Raw genomic sequence first — 21,339 nt, 5'->3', positions numbered from 1 at the left:
ATAATACAAAATATCATTAAAAACAAAACAACACAAACAAAACGTACTAGACATCGACTACAACTAGTATCACCTAAAATAAGACGGAATATGTTATGGCTTGATAAAACAAGGGGCTTCTATTTATAAGGGCTTGTTCATATGTATGTAGGGGAGGGATTGTATGGATAAGCAACGCTGGAAAATAACAGTAAGAATAGCCGCAACTTATATTGGAACTGTAGTCGGTGCCGGCTTTGCAACCGGACGTGAAATAGTTGAATTTTTTACCATGCATGGTACATATGGAACAGTCGGTATTTTTATGAGCGGTTTACTGTTTGTTTGGCTCGGTACAAAGATGATGCTTCTTGCAACACGAATTAAGGCACACTCCGCACAGGAATTTAACATATATTTATTCGGCAATATATTCGGCAAACTTATTAATGTTCTATTATTAATGGTACTGCTCGGCGTTACAAGTGTGATGTTATCGGGAGCCGGTTCTGTATTTGAAGAACAATTGCACTTGCCTCGTAGCATTGGGGTTATTATAACTGTTATTGCTTGTATCTTGGTGTTGACCCGTGGTTTACAAGGAATTTTTGAAGTAAATACACTCGTTGTTCCCATTATGATGTTCTTCATTGTAACAATGTATGTTGTAACCGTAGCTCAAGCCGGAACAATTCTGACAGTGGCTATACCCACAGAATCTTGGAATATAAAATGGATAACCAATCCTATTACATATGTGGCCATGAATTTAGCATTGGCTCAAAGTGTCCTCGTCCCTTTAGCTAGCGAAATAAAAGATGAAAAAGTTATTAAATGGGGAGGGATCGTAGGAGGAACTGGCTTGTTTGGCATTTTGCTATGTAGCCATCTCGCTATTTTAACAGTAGATCAATTTTATCAATATGACATCCCAATGGCTGAGGTTGTAAAAAAGTTTAATCAAACCTTTCATTTCTTTTTTGTTCTCGTTATATTCGGTGAAGTATTTACCACCTTAATTGGGAATGTATATGGCATGAACCGACAGCTGCAATCGATGACTGGTTGGCGAAATAACGGGTTTATATACATTATTCTTTTGATTAGCTATATGATTAGCCATGTCGGTTATGGACAATTACTTCATATGTTATATCCTCTTATCGGTTGGGTAAGCCTCATCTTACTTCCTTTAATTGCGATGAAAAAGCATCCGTAAAAACGGATGCTTTTTAACATTCTTCGCACATATCCCAGTACAAGCTCATTTCAATTGCAAAGTAAGGTTTTAATTGTAGTTTAATCATGCGGCTCGGCATTCTCTCAAGCACGAATGCAATAGATTCCTCTTCTTCTTGCAGAAATACTACCTTTTGAATTGGAACATTCTCCACTTTTGCAATTGTTTTCTCGTCTCTTTTCCAAACAATTTTAAGTTCGTTTTCATCATTATAATATAAGTGTATAACATTGCTACCATGAACTTCATGATTCGCAACTACATATCCGTTCTCCTCTTCAATGAGTGAGTAGCGCAAATAGTTGTTTCGGTCCTGTGTGGGGTTTGCCTTGAAAAAGGTTTGCAATACCTCTTGCACGACGCCACCTCCTTATTCCAGTATTACTAGCATATTGTAGCACATCCATACTATGTTATAACAGCTTTCAGCTCATTACAGCTTATTTTTACATTACATAACATTTTAATATGTAAGTATAAAATAACACACTTTTAGTTTTCAGAAAATATAAAATATTTTATTGACTTATTATTACAAAAAAGCATATAATCTGTCTATGAATATGGAAAACATTAGTTTATTTTATAAAAAATTCATATTTTAAAAATTTATCCCTTATATCTTTCTTCAGGGATGACCGTGGTAAAGTAAACACTCATCATAGATAAGGAGGCTTTTTATGATTACCTTTCAGAACGTTAACAAGCACTATGGTCAATTTCATGTTCTAAAAGACATCAACTTACATATTAAACAAGGTGAAGTTGTTGTTATTATTGGTCCGTCCGGCTCTGGTAAAAGTACACTTCTACGTTGCATGAATTACCTTGAAAGCATTACAAGCGGTGAACTGATTGTCGATAACGTCAAATTGAACGATAACAAAACAGATATCAATGCACTGCGTCGCAATATCGGTATGGTTTTTCAACACTTTAATTTATATCCTCATCGCACTGTTCTTGATAACATCACACTTGCTCCAATGAAGGCCTTAGGAGTTTCAAAAGTAGAGGCTGTCCAGACAGCCATGTTCTATTTAAACAAAGTCGGTATTAGTGAAAAAGCGCATGCCTTTCCTTCTGAGCTCTCAGGCGGACAGCAACAGCGCGTTGCTATCGCACGGGGCTTAGCAATGAAACCTAAGCTCATGCTGTTTGATGAACCTACTTCCGCTCTTGATCCAGAGATGATTGGAGAAGTACTTGATGTGATGAAGGCTCTCACACACGAAGGCATGACCATGGTAGTTGTTACACACGAGATGGGTTTTGCCCGTGAAGTAGCCGACCGCATTTTATTTATGGATGAAGGACGTATTATCGAAGAAGCAACTCCGGCTGCTTTCTTTGCGAATCCGCGTGAAGAGCGCGCTCGCCAATTTCTCAGCCGTGTGCTAAATCATTAAAGGAGGCAATACCATGAAGAAAGTTTTTTTATTTACACTCGTTGCATGTATGCTTGCAGCACTAATCGGCTGTAGCAGCGAAAAGAAATCCGCAAAAGAAACTACAGCGGAGCCCACAAATGCATTAGAGCAAATCAAAAAGCGCGGCAAGGTTGTTGTCGGTGTTAAGTACGACACAAACCTGTTCGGATTGAAGAATCCATCAAGCGGTAAAGTAGAGGGATTTGATATTGACATCGCTAAAGCACTCGCAAAAGAAATACTGGGTGATGAAAAGAAAGTAGAATTAAAAGAAGTTACTTCTAAAACACGTATTCCAATGCTTAAAAATGGTGATATCGATATGATTATCGCGACTATGACAATCACCGAAGAACGCAAAAAAGAAGTAGATTTCTCAGATGTGTATTTTAAAGCTGGACAAGCCTTACTAGTTAAGAAAGGTAGTAAAATTAAAAGCGTAGTGGATATAAAAAAAGGAATGAAAGTGTTGGCTGTAAAAGGTTCCACCTCTTCTCAAAACATTCGTCAAAAATCACCTGATGCTACTGTTCTTGAATTTGAAAATTACAGCGAGGCATTTCAAGCTTTGAAAGCTGGACAGGGTGATGCACTAACGACTGACAATGCTATCTTATTTGGCATGCAAAAACAAGATTCAAACTACGTTATTGCAGGAGATATCTTTACTGATGAGCCATATGGCATCGCTGTAAAAAAAGATGAAGTGGAATTGTTAAAAGTAATAAACGACTTCTTAAAAAAATATCAATCCAGCGGACAATACGACAAATTATATGAAAAATGGATGGGTGAAAAGCCCAAGAAATAATAAAAAATGAACAGGATGAGATACTCATCCTGTTCATTTTCACAAGAAAGGAGCATATGAGTTGCTAAATTTTTCTGTACTCTCACAAAACATTGATATGTATGCAGAAGGCTTTAAAAACACTGTAATTTGTAGTATCACGGCTTTGATTGGTAGCTTTCTGCTTGGCACAATCATTGCTGTATTACGAATCTCTTCTTTTCGCATTTTAAATTGGTTCGGTGCTATATATGTAGAATTCATACGTAACATCCCTCTCGTTCTCATTGTATTCATTTTCTATTTCGGCTTGCCAACATTCGGCGTTCGTATGGACGGCTTTCTTGCAGGCACAATTGGTTTGGGCGTTTATACAGCCGCCTTTATCGCAGAAGCTATTCGCGCTGGTATACAGTCTGTTCCAAAAGGACAATTAGAGGCTGCTCGCTCTTCTGGTCTTACCTATATACAAGCCATGTATTATGTGATATTGCCACAAGCAATTAAAATTGTCATCCCTCCTCTTGGAAATCAGTTTATTAATTTAGTAAAAAACTCCTCCATTTTAGGCGTAGTTGCCGGACTAGATTTAATGTACTTTGGGGATTTAGTAGCATCTAAAACATTTCTTACATTTGATGTGTATATTTTTGTAGCAGTATTTTATTTATCGTTAACTGTGCCACTTAGCATTAGTGTGGCATACTTAGAAAAGCGACTTGCCAAAAGCTACTAGGAGGGATCATATTGGATTTTATAGGAGCATATACAGCAGATCATCTCATATTTTTATTAAAAGGATTTCTTGTCACTTTGGAAGTTGCGATTATTTCCATTATTTTGAGCTTCTTAATCGGCGGTGCTATCGGTATTTTGCGCTATGCAAAAATCCCTGTACTTTCACAAGTTTTGATGTTAGTTGTAGAAACCATTCGAAACTTGCCTTTGCTTCTTATTATCTTCTTCACCTACTTCGCTTTACCGGAAATAGGTATTAAATTAGAAATCAAAACGGCTGCCATTGCTGCATTAACTATTTTTGAAGCAGCGATGCTTTCTGAAATTGTCCGGAGCGGACTTCTCTCTATTGAAAAAGGGCAAATTGAAGCTGCCCGTTCTTCTGGCCTTACTTATATGCAAACACTGCAGTATATTGTGTTACCACAAGCGTTACGACGAATGGTTCCACCCATTGTCAGTCAGTTTATTTCTCTTTTAAAAGATACCTCACTGGCTGTTATTATTGCACTGCCCGAACTAATGCATAACGCCCAAATCATTAATGGCCAAAGCATCAATTACACCATTCCGACTTTCTTGTTGATTGCACTTCTGTACTTCTTAGTAAACTTCACATTATCGCTCCTTGCTAAGCAACTCGAAACAGCTCAAACAGATAAAAAAGCTAAGAGCAAAACATCTGTATATACACCACAAAACTTACAAGCTTAATCATACACTCGTTACATAATCCTTTCTAATTCACTACACACTACATATGAGCAGGAAAGGAGGTAGCCAAATGGATGATTTAATTGGAAAGAAAGATATGAAACCAGGTGATGAAGTCTTTGTCATTTACAACAATCCCCACACACCAACAGTTGCAAATATACGTGCAGCGGAGATTGTACAGCACCCAAAAGACCCTAATGATGTCGCCCTATTTTTATATGATACCTTTCATGTAATTGAAGATGACGATGCTTTGTTTACATCAGAGCAGGCCGCGCAGCAAGCATATGATCAGATGCTGAATGAGCGACAATATGATACGTACAAATAAATAAATTTCTCCAAAATAAAGAAGGTGAATTTTGAGTCACCTTCTTTAACATTACTACGAACTGCTCTCCCATTAAAAAAATTATATATAAAGTAACTTTTTGAGAAAAGTTCACTTTCACTTTCTTTTTGTACTTTGATACGACTCATACACTTGTGCCAATTCACTTAATGTCTTCTCATACAAATGATCGTCTAAATTTTTATAAACACCTGCCTCCAATAACTTCTCAATGTAAAAACGCTTCTGATTTTCAATGAGCTTACGCAGTATATTCATTTTCTATCCCCCTTAGCGATTTTGAATACTTCTAAGTAGTTCAAACGCCTCATTTCCCGCCATCTCCATAAGCTGTTCTAGTAACTGATCGCGTAATAAATCTAACTGCACAATTTTTTCCGCCAACACAATGGATTCCCTACTCATGTTGTACCCTTCTTTCTTTAATTTATTTTATATGATGCTTCTATTGTATGTGACAGTCGCTATATTCTCTTCATTTACGTTAGATTATCTCACACACTTTTTAATTGATGTAAGAAAACCTTACAAAACAATCGCAATATTAGAACAATTAGCGTATAGTAAAAAATAATGCATCCACAAGGAGAGTGACGTGATGTCTGAATCCTATAAACATAAAAAGGTCATTACTATCGGCACAGTTAGTGAAATTACAGGTTTGACAGAACGACAAATTCGATATTATGAAGAAAGAAAGCTTATTTTTCCAGAACGCTCACAACGAGGAACGCGTAAATATTCCTTTCACGATATTGAGCAATTAATGGAGATTATTGAGAAGATAGAAGAAGGTGTACAGACATTTGAAATACGGCAGGAAATGCTGAAAAAAGAGAAAAAGCGTGATGAACGCAAAATACGAGATGACATGATACGTGGACAGCTGAATGCCAGGTTTGGCATTCAGCAATCTCCATAAAAAACATATAGATAGTTTCCAGACAAGAATGATTTACGTTTTAAAACTCTCATTGATGTAAAAATCTAGAAGATTATCTGTATCATGATAGCGCCCATATAAAAAATCCGCCCATTCGGACGGACTTACTTTTTATAACACCATTGCTGCGATAACACCAAAAATTAAAACTGGAATGTTATAATGTAGAAAGGTTGGTACACAAGTATCCCAAATGTGATTGTGCTGTCCATCCTCATTTAACCCGGATGTTGGCCCAAGCGTGCTGTCTGAAGCTGGTGAACCAGCATCACCTAACGCCCCTGCCGTACCAATAATTGCGATGGTAGCCATCTCACTAAAACCGAGTTGCATACACAAGGGCACAAAGATTGTTGTTAAAATTGGGACGGTTGAGAACGAAGAGCCGATGCCCATTGTAATAAGTAAACCTATTGAAAGCATAAGAAATGCAGCTAACAATTTATTATCCCCAATCAGTTCTACACTCGTTTTCACAAGAGATTCTACATCTCCTGTTTTACGCAGAACTTCGCTAAAGCCAGCAGCCGAAATCATAACAAATCCAATAAACGACATCATACGCATACCATCTGTTAACACTTGCTCAGACTCTTTTACTTTCAGTACACCTGCAACAACTAAAATAGTAGTACCTGCCAATGCACCAAAAATCATAGAGTCAGTCTGCAATTGTACAACTAATGTTACTACAACAGAGATCATTGCAATGAGAATACTTTTCTTTGTATATGACACTCGTTTTTGCTTAGTTGCAATGTTAATAGTTTCATATTGTCTTGGTTTACGATACGTAATAAATACTGCAATCAACAATCCAACAATCATACCTAGTGATGGAATTGTCATTGCTTTTGGAATCATATCCACATCAATATTCATACCGCTTTCTTTCATATTAGTTTGCATAATTTGGTGAAAAATTGTACCGAATCCTGCAGGAATCCACATATACGGTGTAATGAGTCCAAAAGTAATAATACTAGCTACCAGACGTCTATCCACTTCTAATTCATTTAATACTTTCAAGAAAGGTGGAATTAAAATTGGAATAAATGCAATGTGCACCGGGATAATATTTTGCGAGAAGCATGACATTATTAATATAATAAGTAAAATTAATACTTTTGAGTATGTTTTACGCTTTGAGTCTCCCTCTTTTCCGACTAAGCGAATGGCCGCATCAATAAGTGCATCTGGTAACCCTGTTTTAGAGAGCGTCACTGCAAACGCACCAAGTAACGCGTAACTTAGCGCAATACTCGCGTTAGAACCAAGCCCTTCGGTAAATACAGAAATTGTATCCTGGATACCAAGTCCACCAACGATACCGCCGGCAAACGCACCAATGACAAGTGCCAATACAATATGCACTCGTAACAAACTCAAAACCAACATAATTATTACCGCAATTAAAACTGCATTCAATGTAAATCCTCCTTTTTTAATGACTCTGTTAAAACTCGTTATTAATTTCCGTTACGAGGGATTCATGATCTCACAGGAGTCTCCCTCCTCACTCTAATCAACAAGTGCTGATTATTAACCTCAAGCTTTAACATAGCTGTTTGATAAACGAAATAAGAAAAATGCAAGTGGCCCATTAAACCCCAGCGTGTTCAGATTTTTATGAACTATATAAGTACAACTAGAAAAACCGACATTCTTTTTTGGGGTGGGAAAGAAGAACGGGCAATGTATGGTTGCGGTCAGTGCCTAAGAGATACGCGTGTCAAGTAAGAACATATACACGTAGCGAGGCGTTCTGGCGCTGTGATTTTCTTTCTATTTATATGTCGAAAAAACCATGTAGACTTATATAGATTATGAAACCTTGAGGAGTTTCCGCTGGAAATGAACCACAAAAAAAAGCCACGTGAGTATATAAATACCCACATGGCTTAGCATTGTGGGCAAACAGGAATAGCCCTGCTTCCCCACAAAAAAGTGAGACGCAGAGCTTACAAATGATGATGTTTAATTGTCATACATACATTAAGTTGCTGCGTCATGATAATCACCTTTCCATTTTCCGTTTATATTGATTGTACTAAAACTATCATGACTTCTACTATGTGTCAATAGTTTTTTTAAAAAAATAATTACACTTTGTTCTAAACTGCAAACTAGATTAACGTACCTTAATACATTTCACCATATCAGTTATATTAACAAATTGCATATCATAAGAATGCTTTTTTAAAAAACTCCCAAATGATTTGCGTAGCATCAGGTCCTTTTTCGTCAGTAAAAGACTCAATTTTATTTCCTCCAGGCCATACATGCCCCATGTTTTCAATCATATATTGCTCTACTATACTTCGCCCCGTACTATCACGATATACGGTATGCGTGTAAGGATATCCATCTTCTACTGGATAGATAGTTGTTTCTGGGGGCAGGATGCGATGTTTAGAGTTATTGCAGTTAGTACGCACCCACTGCATGGCAACTTGATGGCCATTACATGGATAGACAGTTCGATCTGCCATACCATGAAAGACAATAGCCGGAATTACTTTTTTTATCCCCATTGCCGCATACGCAAGGTCTCCTTGCTGAGCTGGTAGAGGGCCCCCTCGTCTCATAGCCCCGTATGCATGTAAAATACTAGGCGCTGCTTTGTATTCAAGTCCGGCACATACAGCGATGGCTGTAAATACATCAGCATACACTACTCCTAAAATAGCGCTCATCGCTCCGCCGGCAGATAATCCAGCTACAAATACTTTATTATGAGCAATATCATAATCTCGCTTTACATCTTCCACCATTCCGGCAATAAGAGCTGGTTCTCCTTTTTCTCTTGTTTGATGAGCAGTGTCAAACCAATTCCAGCATTTATTTGGATTTGCTCCTGATGTTTGTTCTGGATACATAACAAAAAACTTTTCTTTTTCAGCTAATTCATTCATGTTTGTAGATGCGGCAAATTGTACAGAATCCTGTGTACAACCATGTAACATAACGATAAGCGGAGAGGGATACGTACAGTTCTCAGGAATATATAACCTATACTTTCGCCCCCTGTAAATCCTCTCCATAAAATTCCGACTTAAGCGGGACGACCGTTCTTCTTCATTTATCACTGTTGTACTCTCCTCACGCTAGTTTCTATCGCTAGATATAAAACGCTTTCATTATTATTTATATACGCGAAGATGTGCCATGAATCATATCGCCTGCACAAAGCACCAGCACACCTTCATTTTATGCTCTCTTCAATAGGATACGTCGTACATTTGCAAAGTTTTCCTGTTTTCTTGCAGAAAAAAACACTTCCGTAAAAAGAAGCGTTTTTCAAAGCATAGGAGAATATACATAGCGCCACAATAGATGTGTTGTATGACGCAGAGCAGAAACATGCGTACGTTCAAAGGCATGTGAAGCATCAATGCCTGGACCAATCAATCCGTGTCTAATATCGTAACCTGCGCGAATTGCAGCTGAAGCATCCGAACCATAAAACGGATAAATATCTACTTTATATCCAATGCCATTGGTAATTGCCAAGTTGGTCAAATGCTGACGCAGTTTATAGTGATATGGTCCGCTCGAATCCTTAGCACAAATAGAAACTGTATACTCATCTGTTGCTTGTCCATCCCCAATCGCTCCCATATCAACAGCTATATACTCGACTGTCTCAAATGGAATGTTAGAGTTACCACCATAACCAATTTCTTCATTATTTGATATTAAAATATGTATTGTGTAGGGTAACTGTAAATCTCCTTCTTGAATCATTTCTATTAGGTGAAGTAAAATTCCGACACTCGCTTTATCATCTAAATGCCTCGATTTAATAAAGTCCCCTGCAATTTGAAACCGTGGATCAAATGATACGAAATCACCCACATTGATTCCTAGTTGCTCTGTTTCTGCTTTAGACTTTACCACTGCATCTAATCGAACCTCAATATGATCTTCATCACGTTTTACATCACCTGCATTTTTATACACGTGAACAGAAGTTTGATGTACCAGAATTGTACCTGTGTATGTTGTACCATTTGCAGTGTGAATCGTACAATATTCCCCTTCTACAGAGTTCCAACGAAATCCCCCTATCATCGTTAGCTTAAGTCGGCCATCACTTTTAATCTCTTTCACCATGGCACCAAGAGTATCAACATGTGCTGTAAGCAGGCGATGGCGTGTCTTGTCTTGACCAGAGAGCGTTGCCAGTAATGCGCCTTTTTTGGTAATTTGAAACGGAACATTATGTTTATGCATAAAGGCCGCAACATATGCAATAACTTCCTCTGTATAACCTGAAGGACTAGGAATTTCTACAAGATCTCTTATGTATTGTACAATGCGTTGCTCATTAATTTGTATCAAAATAAAACCTCCTTTTTATAACTATCATACCACGCTTTGTAACTATGCTCATAAATAAAGTGAATTTCAGCTTAATTTATAACATAACTAACTAAAACATTAAGCATACACGCTTTCATTTACCAAACTCTTTACTTATGTTATATAATACAGGTAAAATGATACAATATAGAAAATGAAAGAGGTTGAAATACGTGGAACATAACGCGTCTAATTTTATTAGAAACATTGTAAAAGAAGATTTAGAAACTGGGAAACATGATCATATTATTACACGTTTCCCGCCAGAACCAAACGGATATTTACATATCGGACATGCCAAGTCTATCGTACTCAACTTTGAACTAGCAGATGAATTTGGCGGTAAAACAAATTTACGTTTTGATGATACTAATCCTTTAAAAGAAGATATCGAATTTGTTAATTCTATTAAAGAAGATGTAAAATGGCTTGGCTTTGACTGGGACGGCTTGTTCTTCGCTTCAGACTATTTTGAAGAGATGTACAATCGCGCTGTCCTTCTAATTGAGAAAGGCTTAGCTTACGTGGATGATTTAACAGCGGATGAAATTCGTGAACACCGAGGTACATTAACTGCACCTGGAAAGGAAAGCCCATATCGCAATCGCTCTGTTGCAGAAAACTTAGACTTATTCAAACGGATGCGTGATGGAGAATTTGGGGACGGTGAGAAGGTACTCCGCGCTAAAATTGATATGGCTTCTCCTAATATTAACTTACGTGACCCTGTTATTTATCGTATCGCACATGCCACGCACCATAACACGGGTGATAAATGGTGTATTTATCCGATGTATGCATTTGCCCATCCACTTGAGGATGCGCTGGAGAATGTTACACACTCCATATGCACACTAGAATTTGAAGATCAACGACCTCTTTACAACTGGTTTATTGAGCATTGCGAGATGGAAAGCAAGCCACAACAAATTGAATTCGGTCGCCTAAACTTAACAAATACTGTAATGAGCAAACGAAAATTAAAACAGCTTGTGGAAGAAGGTTATGTAGATGGTTGGGACGATCCACGCATGCCGACCATTTCTGGACTACGCCGCCGCGGCTACACGCCGGAAGCAATTCGCACATTCTGCCGTGAAATTGGGGTTGCTAAAACAACAGGTATTGTGGATACAGCAATGCTAGAGCACTTTGTGCGTGAAGATTTGAAATTAAAAGCGCCACGTACAATGGGCGTTATCCGTCCACTAAAAGTTGTCATTACCAACTATCCAGAAGGTCAAGTAGAATGGCTGGATGCTGAAGTTAATCCAGAAAATCCTGAGATGGGCATGCGTAAAATTCCATTTTCTCGTGAAATTTATATTGAACAAGATGACTTTATGGAGAATCCACCTAAAAAGTATTTCCGTCTCTTCCCAGGAAACGAGGTCCGCTTAAAACACGCTTACTTCATCAAATGCGAAGAAGTCATTAAGGATGAGAACGGTAATGTCATCGAATTACGTTGCACATATGATCCGGAAACAAAAAGCGGAACAGGCTTTACCGGCCGAAAAGTAAAAGGGACATTGCATTGGGTGGAAGCTACACAGGCTGTACCTGCAGAATTCCGTCTATATGAACCACTTATTTTAGACGATGAAAAAGAGGGAACAACATTCCTCGAGAATGTGAATCCAAATTCATTGCAAGTTCTTCAAGGTTTTATTGAACCGAATATGAGCGAAGTAAAAGCACAGGAGAAATTCCAATTTTTCCGTCATGGCTACTTTAATGTAGATCCAAAACATACAACATCAAAAAAACCTGTATTTAACTTAATTGTTTCTTTAAAAAGTTCTTTTAAGCTCTAATAAAAGGCGGCAGGGACCAAAGGTTTTCAGCCAAAGAAAAATCCGAACTATTAGTCGGCATTCTCTACACAGAATTCGATTTAGTTCGGATTTTTCCTTTATGATTGTTCGTTATGCTCTATTCTTTCGGCTTTAGAGCTATATGATGCAGTTATGTCCCGGCCTCTTTTTATATGTACACAAAAAAAGAACTCCGAAAATGGAGTTCTTTTCACAATTACTTTTGAACGTTAGCAGCTTGAGGACCACGAGGACCTTCAGTGATTTCGAAAGAAACTGCTTGGCCTTCTTCTAAAGTTTTGAAGCCTTCGCCTTGGATAGCAGAGAAGTGAACGAATACATCGTCTTGACCTTCAACTTCGATGAAGCCGAAACCTTTTTCTGCGTTGAACCATTTTACTTTACCTTGTAACATGTGTTGTACCTCCTGTGTGGACTATCCCACAATATATTACTTATTCTTGCTCTAGATACTCTTTCAAGATGATTGTATAAACATTTCTTCTATCCAGCATATACCGAACAAAAACAATTAACCATATTATAGCACGGTTATTCGAAAAATGGTACAAAAATTTATTTTTGTGTTTTACTTTTGAAAGCGCTCCAACTGTGAAAGCATTTCTTCCTGCTCCACAAGCCATCTTTACACCCTTTTCAGCTTTATTATTTTCTAAAAATTGCTGTATACTTTGTACATATCATATGTTACACAACACAAAATTTTCAGGAGCGAGCTTATGATTTATCATATTACATACATCTCTAACAATTTGCGAGTAAAAGGCTATTTAGGACTTCCTCCAGGCTTTATATACTCATTCGAAGAGTTACAGCAACATATAACCAATTTGTATCAAGACACTCTCCCAATAACACCTTTAACGAATGACCTCCCTATAAACAAACCGTTTGGTCCTTTTCCTGCCCTCTTGTATTGCAGGGGTGGGATTGGTAAGATCGGAAAGGTAAAGGTAGAATGGATAGAGCAATTCACGCAGCATGGTTATGTTGTATTCGCCCCCTCTTATCGTGGCAATGAGGGCGGCGAAGGCCGTGATGAATTTGGAGGTGCGGAAAACGAAGATGTACTAGCTGCCTACTATTTCTTACAAAGCCTCCCCTTTACAACAACGATTTCTATTATGGGCTTTTCACGAGGTGCTATCAATGCAGTACAAACAACTGTACAACTGCATGATGTACATAAGCTTATATTATGGGGTGGTGTTTCAAATTTAGCACAAACATATGAAGAACGTATTGATTTACGGAGAATGTTAAAACGAGTATTGAACGGCTCACCTAATAAGATACCACAAGCGTATAAGCACAGGTCGCCGATTTATATGACGGAGCATATACAGTGTCCTGTTTTAATTATGCACGGCACAGAAGATGTACAAGTAGATCTTCATCATGGCATGGATATGTATCATTCACTACTGGAGAAACAACACCCTGTAGAGCTTCATTTATATGAAGGATACGGACATCATCTTACGCCTCTTGTTCACCAACAAGCGCTTATACGTATGTTTGAATGGCTAGAACAATAACAATGTCTCATAGTGTACAAAATTGTCAAAACCTACATGTATGTCAAAAAGCAAGCTCTTCATAATATAAATGAACTGCATGACAAAAAGAAGAGAGGGACAAACATGAACAAGCTTTTATACATTACAGCTCACCCATTCGCAAACGAACAAACAAACGCACCGCACTCCTTTAGCCTTGCTGCTGGAGATGCGTTTCTACATGCATATAAAGAAAGTAATGGTGCTAATACGGTTACTGAGCTTCATTTATACAAAACAACTATACCTCATATCGATTTAGACGTGTTTAACGGTTGGGGGAAATTGCAACAAGGTCAAAACTTTGACGCCCTAAGCTCTGAGGAACAAACAAAGGTTGCACGTTTGAATGAACTTGTGGATCAATTCGTTAGTCACGATAAATTTGTATTTGTTACACCTATGTGGAACTTCCTATTTCCCCCTATTTTAAAAGCATATATCGATAGCGTTGCAGTTGCAGGAAAGACTTTTAAGTATACGGAAAACGGTCCTGTAGGCCTATTACAAGGCAAAAAAATACTGCATATACAAGCTTCAGGTGGTATATATTCTAGCGGTCCAGGAGAAAGCTTTAATTTTGCACCAAAATATCTACAAGCGATTGGTACATTTTTCGGTATAATAGATTTTCAAACATTGTTTATAGAAGGTCATGCTGCGCAGCCGACAGAAGCTGAGCGTATTAAACAAGAAGCAGTTATAAAAGCAAGTGATATGGGAGCTACTTTTTAACTCGCTTCACCATTTTAAGGAGGGAGTCTTTCAGAAGACACCCTCCTTTATTCTGAGAGCATAGATATACTAGGCATGATAGTATTGATGTATAAACCTAAATATACAGAGCTAAATTCATTAGCTGACTTAGACCTTTACTTTCAGCTACCCCCTTTTACAACTGTAAAAGAAAGCGTTATATATGCCAAATACTCTTTTAAGAAACCACTTTGTTTACATAAGAAAGGGCATCACCGTTGACTTATTTGGCATATCACGCTACATTTAATTTATAAACGCAATGAAGGTGGGTTTTCTGTTGAGAATTAATAAGTTTATCAGCGAGACAGGTATTGGATCTAGACGCCAAGCAGACCAATGGATCTCCGATAAAAGAGTAACAATTAACGGCGTAATTGCTGAACTTGGTAGTCAGGTTCACGAAGGCGATGATGTGCGATTAGATAACAAACCAGTAAAAGCAAAACCAAAACATGTTTATATCGCTCTTAATAAGCCGGTTGGTATTACCTGTACGACAGAGCGACATATTAAAGGAAATATTGTCGATTTTGTAAATCATCCACTGCGGATTTTCCCTATAGGTCGCCTCGATAAGGATTCTAATGGTTTAATTTTATTGACAAATGACGGTGACATTGTAAATAAAATATTACGAGCTGAACATCGTCACGAAAAAGAATACATCGTTCGTGTTAACAAACCTATCACCAATGCGTTTTTAAAGCGAATGAGTGCCGGTGTGGAAATCTTAGATACAAAAACACTGCCTTGTAAAATTACGAAGGAGTCAGATCGAGTATTTCGCATTATTTTAACGCAGGGACTTAACAGACAAATTCGTCGTATGTGTCTTGCTCTCGGCTATCGTGTTGTCAGTTTACAGCGTGTGCGCATTATGAACATTCATCTACACCATTTACCAGTCGGTAAATGGCGAGACTTAACAGAACAAGAGCTCACGCAATTGTTCAAAAGCCTACAATATAAACAAGACGTGTCTAAATAGCAAATACATATACTAAAGGGCACCGTTGCGACGGTGCTCTACTCGTTCTGAACGATAAAGTGAACAGGAGAGTGATGTAGATGGCACCAAAATCAAAATACTTAGCAGGAACATCTTTAGCTGTAATGGGAGCGGGTTTTTTAAGTACTTTACCTTTAGATACGACAACAGGTGCTATTTTACATGGCGCCTTTGAAGCAGGACTGGTTGGCGGACTTGCTGATTGGTTTGCCGTCACTGCTTTATTTCGGCACCCGCTTGGCATTCCTATTCCCCACACAGCATTGCTTCCTAAGAATAGGCAGCGTGTAACAGCAGGACTCATTCATATGCTTGAACATGAATGGTTAACAAAAGAAAGTATTATGGAAAAATTGCAAAAAGCTGATATTATTTCTAAATTGCTTGCTTGGTTTGAAACACAAATACACACGAAGGCAACAAGAACAGTAATTATAAACGTTGCACGCAAACTACTAGAGCATGTTCAACCCGAAATGCTCGCTCCTTACATTGAAAAAGAGCTGAAACAATACGTACTGGCGGTTGATACGAAACGTATTGTAACTCTAATGATAGATCGAATTTTACAAGATCGTTACGATGAAAAAGCTTTGGACTATGTCCTAACAAAAGCGAAACACTGGGCAGAAAAAGAACAAACAAAAATTACACTGGGCAACGTTGCTTTAAAGGCCATTCAAAACATAGAATTGGATGGATTTTTACAGTTTGCGCTTAAATCATTTATTAACGTAATTGATGCTGACAAATTGGGTGGGTTTATACAGGAGTTCATTATAGGTGGGATTCATAGCTTACAAAATGAAGAAAATGATAATCGCCGCTCTTTGCTGGAAAAACTGCAGAGCGAATTGGAAAAAAGCAAAAATAATGAGGAACTGATGAATAGCATTGATTCATGGAAAATAAGCATAATGGAGTCATATAACATGTCAAGCTTATTAACAGATTTGCTTACAAATATTAAACAGAGAGCACTCATCTTTGTACAAACAGATGCTTTTCTTGAAAAATATGCGATTCCATTGTTAGAAAAAATGGTTGCCTCCCTAAAGCAACCATCATACAAGATATATATAGAACATAACCTGCATAAACGAATCGCTGGATTTATTGAGACAAACCATCATAAAATCGGCAAGCTGGTACAAGAGAACTTGAATAAGTTAGACGATGCTACACTGATTGCAATGATTGAAAATAACGTAGGAAAAGACTTGCAGTGGATTCGTGTTAATGGTGCAGTTTGTGGGTTTATAATTGGACTTTTGTTAGAAACAGGAAAAATATTTATATAAAAGACTCTGTTGAAATTATTTGTTGATTTCCGCCGCATGGGGTTCGGTCCTCTCCAATCAACAAGTTCGCATTATGAACAACAAGCTTTCACACAGCCATATAAAAAAGAGACCGGGACATAACTGAATTATGTAACTCTAAAGCCGAAAGAATAGAGAATAAATAACACTCATAAAGAAAAAATCCGAACTAAATCGAATTCTGTGTAGAGAATGCCGACTAATAGTTCGGATTTTTCTTTGGCTGAAAACCTTTTATCCCAGCCTCTTTTTTAAACAAATTATTTCTGCGTGTATAAAGGATGACGCTTCATTGTGCCATAGAAGAAAATTCCACTCGCAAGCAAAATCATACCGAATGCGAAGGTTTTTAAATCAGCTGTACCCGCTATGATTACCCATGTTGAGTACAATGTAGATAGTGTGGCAATCACAGCATCCAGTACACGTCCTTTTTCATTTTCATACGTTTCACCCGTAATTACCAATTTTAATTGGAATACAGAGGCAATAAAATACGGCACTAAATAAGAAAGCGTTGCAATATAAATAACAAAATCAAACGCCGCTGAAATTGAATTAGATACTGTAGAAAAGATGAACAGTTGACCTAGTAAGTTTGTTACAATCAGAGAGAAAATCGGAATACCTTTTTTCCCTTCTTTTAAAAATGCCGGAATAAACAAGCCTTGTTTGGCTGCTTGATACGGAACCTCTGCACTTAACATTACCCAACCAATGGTAGATCCAAACAAGCTGATAAGACCCACTCCAGCCAAAAGTTTACCTCCTACTGGTCCAAGCACAGTTTCAATTGCATCAATTAGTGGTTTTTCAGATGTAATCAATATTTTTTGCTCAAGCATTCCCATTACAAGTGTACTAATACCAATATAAATTGCTAGCGCTATAAACAATCCAAGAATCGTTGCTCGCTTTACGTCTACTTTCTTTTTCGCTCTAGCCGCAAAGACTACAGCGGATTCCACTCCGATAAATGCCCATAATGTAGCAACAGCCGCGTTGTTAATTTGCCCAAAAAGACCAATTGTAGCACCAGCTTCATCAGCACGAGGTGCTATAAATGGTAAAATATTCCCCTTTTGAAACGCAAATAAACCCACAACTATAAACAACATAAAGCCTGCAACCTTTGCTGCTGTTGCAACAAAGTTTAATTTCCCTGCTTGTTCAATACCTTTTAGAATAATAAAATGCGTGCACCAAAGCAACATCGTACATACCATAAATGTTAAAGCATTACCTACTTTTAACGTAAACCCACCAACTGTAAATAGTTCAGCACGACTTGTTAAAATTGGAAAAAATGTGGATAAATAACCTGCAAATGTAGTAATAATAGCAATATTACCTGCTAAATTCCCAATCCAATATCCCCACGAAGCCATAAATCCAGATAAGATAGATGCTTGCGACCCCGGTTTAAAAAGCTCTTTTGCGTAAATTTGCGGTCCTCCGCTCAATTCTGGCTTTCTTGTTCCCAAATTACCAAAAACGAGCGCTGTCATCAGCACACCAAAACCTGTTAATAACCATGCCCCTAACACCCCAGCAGGACTCGCTGCTTCAGACAAAGAACGCGGTAGCATGAAAATACCTGAACCAACCATATTTCCAACCACGAGAGCTGTTAAAATCCATAAACCTAATTTTCCTTTATTCATTGTTTCGCCTCCGATGTCCTCTTGCTCAAAATATAGAAAACTATCGTTTGTCATGGAATTAGGCATAAAAAAACACACCTTCTGAAGGTGCGAACACAGTCCCCCCCCCAGACAAAAAGGATAGTTCATCATGATGTGTATCATGACAGTCCTGCTCCTATTCGGATACAGTCCCAGCTACCGCAATCAGAGAATAACGGTGCTTCGGCGACACTTCCTTTCCACTGGTTTCAACGAGTTCTCTGACTCTCCTTCCGTGTACTATTAAGCATCGCGACCTCTACCTCATCTTGAGCTGACGAGGAAGTATTTATTTTATTAATATACTTATATTTGCATATGTTATTGATATTTGTCAACACAAAATTAAAACTATTTTCTGCAGATAGCTTGTTTTTATTTAATTGAATTTTCAGAAAGGATATATGCTGTATATTGTCGAATTCATACATAACAACTATTCACTGCATACGCAAGGAGGAACAATATGATTCAAGATTCACTGCATCCTACCATAAAAAAGATTATAGAAAACATGGAACATATAATTGTTGGAAAACGAAAAGAAATTTTGCTTACTTTAACAGCTGTTCTTGCTCGGGGACACGTCCTGCTAGAAGATGTACCTGGTGTAGGCAAAACTATGTTAGTACGCACGCTGGCAACATCGATTGCGGCTGATTTTAAAAGAATTCAATTCACACCTGATCTACTACCTTCAGATGTTACAGGTGTTTCTATCTATAATCAAAAAGAATTGCGCTTTGAATTCCATCCTGGCCCTATTATGGGCAATATCATATTAGCTGATGAGATTAACCGCACCTCACCTAAAACACAATCTGCCTTGTTAGAAGGAATGGAGGAAGGTAACGTAACAATTGATGGTGTTACTAGACCGTTGCCTTATCCTTTTTTTGTGATGGCCACTCAAAACCCTATTGAGTATGAGGGGACGTATCCTTTGCCAGAAGCACAGCTGGATCGATTTATGCTAAAGTTTAAAATGGGGTATCCGACACAGGAAGAAGAATTCTTAATTTTAAATGGAAGAAACGTCAAATCGCTTTCTTCTCTCCAGTCGGTTGTGACATTAAAAGAATTACAAGATTTACAAAAACAAGTAGACGAGATTTATGTAGATAAAAATCTCAAGCATTATATTGTTAAAATCGTTCACCAAACTCGCTCTTACAATACGATCGAATTAGGAGTTAGTCCGCGTGGTACTTTAGCCCTACTAAAGGTTGCACAAGCATATGCACTCATTCATGGAAGAGAGTATGTAGTACCTGACGATATTAAAATATTAGCCCCCTATGTATTGGCACATCGGCTTATCTTGAAGCTGGAAGCGAAATTTGAGGGCATGACCGCGGAAAGTGTAATAGCGAAAATTGTGGCGCGCACTCCCGTTCCTACAGGAGCTGTGCTTTCATGATCAAACAACCCTTTAAACAAACATTCCACAAGTTAGGCTTAATATTCGTTTTATTTGTCTTATTTTGTTATGCCATGTTTCAAGGTGATTTTGTTAGTTGGTTTCTGCTATATACATGCACACCTTTTATACTGTACGCATTAACACTGTCCTTTTATGACTTAGGGCATATACAGATTACAAGATTACTTGAAAAGAAAGAATTTACTGCCGGCGAATCCATCATTGTTACTATAACTGTGACACGCTCGAATCGCTTTCCACTTGTATACCTTATTGTAAGGGATGTACTTCCCCCTTCACTTGCACGTATAGAAGCACAATCCACCGTGGTACTATTTCCATGGTTTAAAAAGACCTTACAATTTCAATATGAGGTTAGCTCTATTCCACGAGGTGAACATACTTTCTCTACCGTTCATCTTGCGACAAGCGATATGCTAGGTATGTGTAAGAAGGAATACTCGTCGGCGCTCCTTGACACGCTTCTAGTATATCCGCGTTATACATCCATTGGCTTTGCACAATTGAGTAGAGCCGAGCAAGGCCAACAATCAACGGCTGTATTTCTTTCAAAAAACACCTCTATGCCAGCTAGCATACGTAAGTACCGACCGGGAGATCGGTTTTCATGGATTGATTGGAAAGCAACTGCTCGGAAAAGCATGATTATGACAAAGGAATTTGAGCAACAACGCAGTGATAACATGTTAATCATTATGGACCGGACAAGATCCCCGATGTTTGAGGCGATAGTAAGCTTTTGTGCATCACTCGTAAAGGCCGCTTTACAGCAAGATACACACGCTTCTTTTTTATCAATCGGAAAAGAGCGTACTTTTTTTCCCCTACAAAAGGGAAATATACATCTTCAAAGCATCTTTTTTCATTTAGCAAAGGTGCAAGATGATAGTAGCTCCTCACTTTTCAATATTTTACAAAGTGAGCTTACCAACAGCAATCGAATAACTTCCTGTATGCTGGTAACAGGGGAGCTTTCTAAAGACATGCAAAACATAGCTGAACTGGTTTCTAAAACGAACAAAACGCTTATTATTTTTGTGATTAAACCTAACACTTCTGCCTTTTCAGAAACCGAATTACATAGATTAAAAACTTTGCAACAATACAACATTCGTGTAAAGGCGGTTTATGAAAATCAATACGAGAATGTGTTTTTCGAGGTGAGCTAG

At 37.9% G+C, this 21,339-nt stretch carries 23 protein-coding genes and 1 riboswitch; of the genes, 14 read left to right on the top strand and 9 right to left on the bottom strand.

All coding sequences use genetic code 11. From position 1 onward, the window contains the following. Positions 1-163: 163 nt before the first annotated feature. Positions 164-1,198: a YkvI family membrane protein gene (locus EEJ45_RS06710; RefSeq protein ID WP_124564018.1), complete on the top strand. Its 1,035-nt coding sequence runs from the start codon at positions 164-166 to the stop codon at positions 1,196-1,198. Between the two features lie 13 nt (positions 1,199-1,211). Here EEJ45_RS06710 and EEJ45_RS06705 read toward each other — a convergent pair whose 3' ends face one another. After that, positions 1,212-1,577, bottom strand: a complete 366-nt coding sequence (locus tag EEJ45_RS06705; RefSeq protein ID WP_124564017.1) for a DUF3979 family protein — start codon at positions 1,575-1,577, stop codon at positions 1,212-1,214. Between the two features lie 322 nt (positions 1,578-1,899). On the opposite strand from EEJ45_RS06705, the gene EEJ45_RS06700 reads away from it, so the two are divergent. The 5 genes from EEJ45_RS06700 to EEJ45_RS06680 all read left to right on the top strand — a co-directional run bounded on the left by EEJ45_RS06700 (position 1,900) and on the right by EEJ45_RS06680 (position 5,225). Beyond that, positions 1,900-2,628, top strand: coding sequence for an amino acid ABC transporter ATP-binding protein (locus tag EEJ45_RS06700; protein WP_124564016.1), 729 nt, complete (start codon positions 1,900-1,902; stop codon positions 2,626-2,628). Positions 2,629-2,641: 13 nt separating this feature from the next. After that, the gene (locus EEJ45_RS06695) at positions 2,642-3,460 is read left to right on the top strand and encodes a transporter substrate-binding domain-containing protein (protein WP_124564015.1); all 819 of its coding nucleotides are present in this window, start codon (positions 2,642-2,644) and stop codon (positions 3,458-3,460) included. Between the two features lie 61 nt (positions 3,461-3,521). Continuing rightward, positions 3,522-4,175 carry an amino acid ABC transporter permease gene (locus EEJ45_RS06690; protein ID WP_124564014.1) on the top strand — a complete coding sequence of 218 codons (654 nt, stop codon included), beginning with the start codon at positions 3,522-3,524 and terminating at the stop codon, positions 4,173-4,175. Between the two features lie 11 nt (positions 4,176-4,186). Beyond that, complete coding sequence (locus tag EEJ45_RS06685; RefSeq protein WP_124564013.1) at positions 4,187-4,891, top strand: amino acid ABC transporter permease; 705 nt, start codon at positions 4,187-4,189, stop codon at positions 4,889-4,891. Between the two features lie 70 nt (positions 4,892-4,961). After that, positions 4,962-5,225 (top strand): transcriptional regulator SplA domain-containing protein, encoded by a 264-nt coding sequence (locus EEJ45_RS06680; protein ID WP_187695347.1) that lies wholly within the window; start codon positions 4,962-4,964, stop codon positions 5,223-5,225. 117 nt (positions 5,226-5,342) lie between these two features. On the opposite strand, the gene EEJ45_RS06675 is transcribed toward EEJ45_RS06680, so the two are convergent. Both EEJ45_RS06675 and EEJ45_RS18660 read right to left on the bottom strand, forming a co-directional pair. Next, positions 5,343-5,504, bottom strand: coding sequence for a Fur-regulated basic protein FbpA (locus tag EEJ45_RS06675; RefSeq protein ID WP_124564012.1), 162 nt, complete (start codon positions 5,502-5,504; stop codon positions 5,343-5,345). A 12-nt stretch (positions 5,505-5,516) separates the two neighbouring features. Next, complete coding sequence (locus EEJ45_RS18660; protein ID WP_245999836.1) at positions 5,517-5,651, bottom strand: hypothetical protein; 135 nt, start codon at positions 5,649-5,651, stop codon at positions 5,517-5,519. Positions 5,652-5,844: 193 nt separating this feature from the next. On the opposite strand from EEJ45_RS18660, the gene EEJ45_RS06670 reads away from it, so the two are divergent. After that, positions 5,845-6,168: a MerR family transcriptional regulator gene (locus tag EEJ45_RS06670; protein WP_124564011.1), complete on the top strand. Its 324-nt coding sequence runs from the start codon at positions 5,845-5,847 to the stop codon at positions 6,166-6,168. Positions 6,169-6,300: 132 nt separating this feature from the next. Here EEJ45_RS06670 and EEJ45_RS06665 read toward each other — a convergent pair whose 3' ends face one another. The 3 genes from EEJ45_RS06665 to EEJ45_RS06655 form a co-directional block, all read right to left on the bottom strand. Beyond that, complete coding sequence (locus EEJ45_RS06665) at positions 6,301-7,617, bottom strand: Na+/H+ antiporter family protein (RefSeq protein WP_124564010.1); 1,317 nt, start codon at positions 7,615-7,617, stop codon at positions 6,301-6,303. Positions 7,618-8,372: 755 nt separating this feature from the next. Continuing rightward, on the bottom strand, positions 8,373-9,278 hold the full coding sequence (locus tag EEJ45_RS06660) for an extracellular catalytic domain type 1 short-chain-length polyhydroxyalkanoate depolymerase (protein WP_124564009.1): 906 nt from the start codon (positions 9,276-9,278) through the stop codon (positions 8,373-8,375). 211 nt (positions 9,279-9,489) lie between these two features. Beyond that, complete coding sequence (locus EEJ45_RS06655; RefSeq protein WP_245999842.1) at positions 9,490-10,530, bottom strand: M42 family metallopeptidase; 1,041 nt, start codon at positions 10,528-10,530, stop codon at positions 9,490-9,492. A 197-nt stretch (positions 10,531-10,727) separates the two neighbouring features. On the opposite strand from EEJ45_RS06655, the gene EEJ45_RS06650 reads away from it, so the two are divergent. Beyond that, complete coding sequence (locus EEJ45_RS06650) at positions 10,728-12,371, top strand: glutamine--tRNA ligase/YqeY domain fusion protein (protein ID WP_124564008.1); 1,644 nt, start codon at positions 10,728-10,730, stop codon at positions 12,369-12,371. A 217-nt stretch (positions 12,372-12,588) separates the two neighbouring features. On the opposite strand, the gene EEJ45_RS06645 is transcribed toward EEJ45_RS06650, so the two are convergent. Beyond that, entirely contained in the window at positions 12,589-12,786 is a 198-nt protein-coding gene (locus EEJ45_RS06645; protein ID WP_124564007.1) for a cold-shock protein, read from the bottom strand. A gap of 40 nt (positions 12,787-12,826) precedes the next feature. After that, positions 12,827-13,015 carry a hypothetical protein gene (locus EEJ45_RS18350; protein WP_164464212.1) on the bottom strand — a complete coding sequence of 63 codons (189 nt, stop codon included), beginning with the start codon at positions 13,013-13,015 and terminating at the stop codon, positions 12,827-12,829. Between the two features lie 96 nt (positions 13,016-13,111). Here EEJ45_RS18350 and EEJ45_RS06640 point away from each other — a divergent pair, with 96 nt between their 5' ends. The 4 genes from EEJ45_RS06640 to EEJ45_RS06625 all read left to right on the top strand — a co-directional run bounded on the left by EEJ45_RS06640 (position 13,112) and on the right by EEJ45_RS06625 (position 17,020). Further along, positions 13,112-13,930 carry an alpha/beta hydrolase family protein gene (locus EEJ45_RS06640; RefSeq protein ID WP_124564006.1) on the top strand — a complete coding sequence of 273 codons (819 nt, stop codon included), beginning with the start codon at positions 13,112-13,114 and terminating at the stop codon, positions 13,928-13,930. Positions 13,931-14,035: 105 nt separating this feature from the next. Next, complete coding sequence (locus tag EEJ45_RS06635; protein ID WP_124564005.1) at positions 14,036-14,686, top strand: NAD(P)H-dependent oxidoreductase; 651 nt, start codon at positions 14,036-14,038, stop codon at positions 14,684-14,686. 301 nt (positions 14,687-14,987) lie between these two features. Further along, a complete protein-coding gene (gene rluF, locus EEJ45_RS06630) occupies positions 14,988-15,698 on the top strand; it encodes a 23S rRNA pseudouridine(2604) synthase RluF (RefSeq protein ID WP_124564004.1) in 711 nt (236 codons plus the stop codon). Positions 15,699-15,778: 80 nt separating this feature from the next. Beyond that, complete coding sequence (locus tag EEJ45_RS06625; RefSeq protein WP_124564003.1) at positions 15,779-17,020, top strand: DUF445 domain-containing protein; 1,242 nt, start codon at positions 15,779-15,781, stop codon at positions 17,018-17,020. A 281-nt stretch (positions 17,021-17,301) separates the two neighbouring features. Here the strand turns inward: EEJ45_RS06625 and EEJ45_RS06620 are convergent, their stop codons facing one another. Next, positions 17,302-18,705: an amino acid permease gene (locus tag EEJ45_RS06620; RefSeq protein WP_124564002.1), complete on the bottom strand. Its 1,404-nt coding sequence runs from the start codon at positions 18,703-18,705 to the stop codon at positions 17,302-17,304. Between the two features lie 113 nt (positions 18,706-18,818). Beyond that, a riboswitch (Lysine riboswitch) is annotated at positions 18,819-18,996 on the bottom strand. A gap of 196 nt (positions 18,997-19,192) precedes the next feature. Between EEJ45_RS06620 and EEJ45_RS06615 the strand changes: the two genes are divergently transcribed. Together EEJ45_RS06615 and EEJ45_RS06610 are read left to right on the top strand one after the other, a co-directional pair. Continuing rightward, positions 19,193-20,146 (top strand): AAA family ATPase, encoded by a 954-nt coding sequence (locus tag EEJ45_RS06615; protein WP_124564001.1) that lies wholly within the window; start codon positions 19,193-19,195, stop codon positions 20,144-20,146. Beyond that, positions 20,143-21,339 (top strand): DUF58 domain-containing protein, encoded by a 1,197-nt coding sequence (locus EEJ45_RS06610; protein ID WP_124564000.1) that lies wholly within the window; start codon positions 20,143-20,145, stop codon positions 21,337-21,339. Before EEJ45_RS06615 ends, EEJ45_RS06610 begins: the two co-directional genes overlap by 4 nt.

This window comes from Ectobacillus antri, assembly GCF_003852715.1.
GTDB lineage: Bacteria > Bacillota > Bacilli > Bacillales > Bacillaceae_G > Ectobacillus > Ectobacillus antri.
Note: the sequence above shows the minus strand (reverse complement) of the source record. Positions and strands in the feature narration are given on the sequence as shown.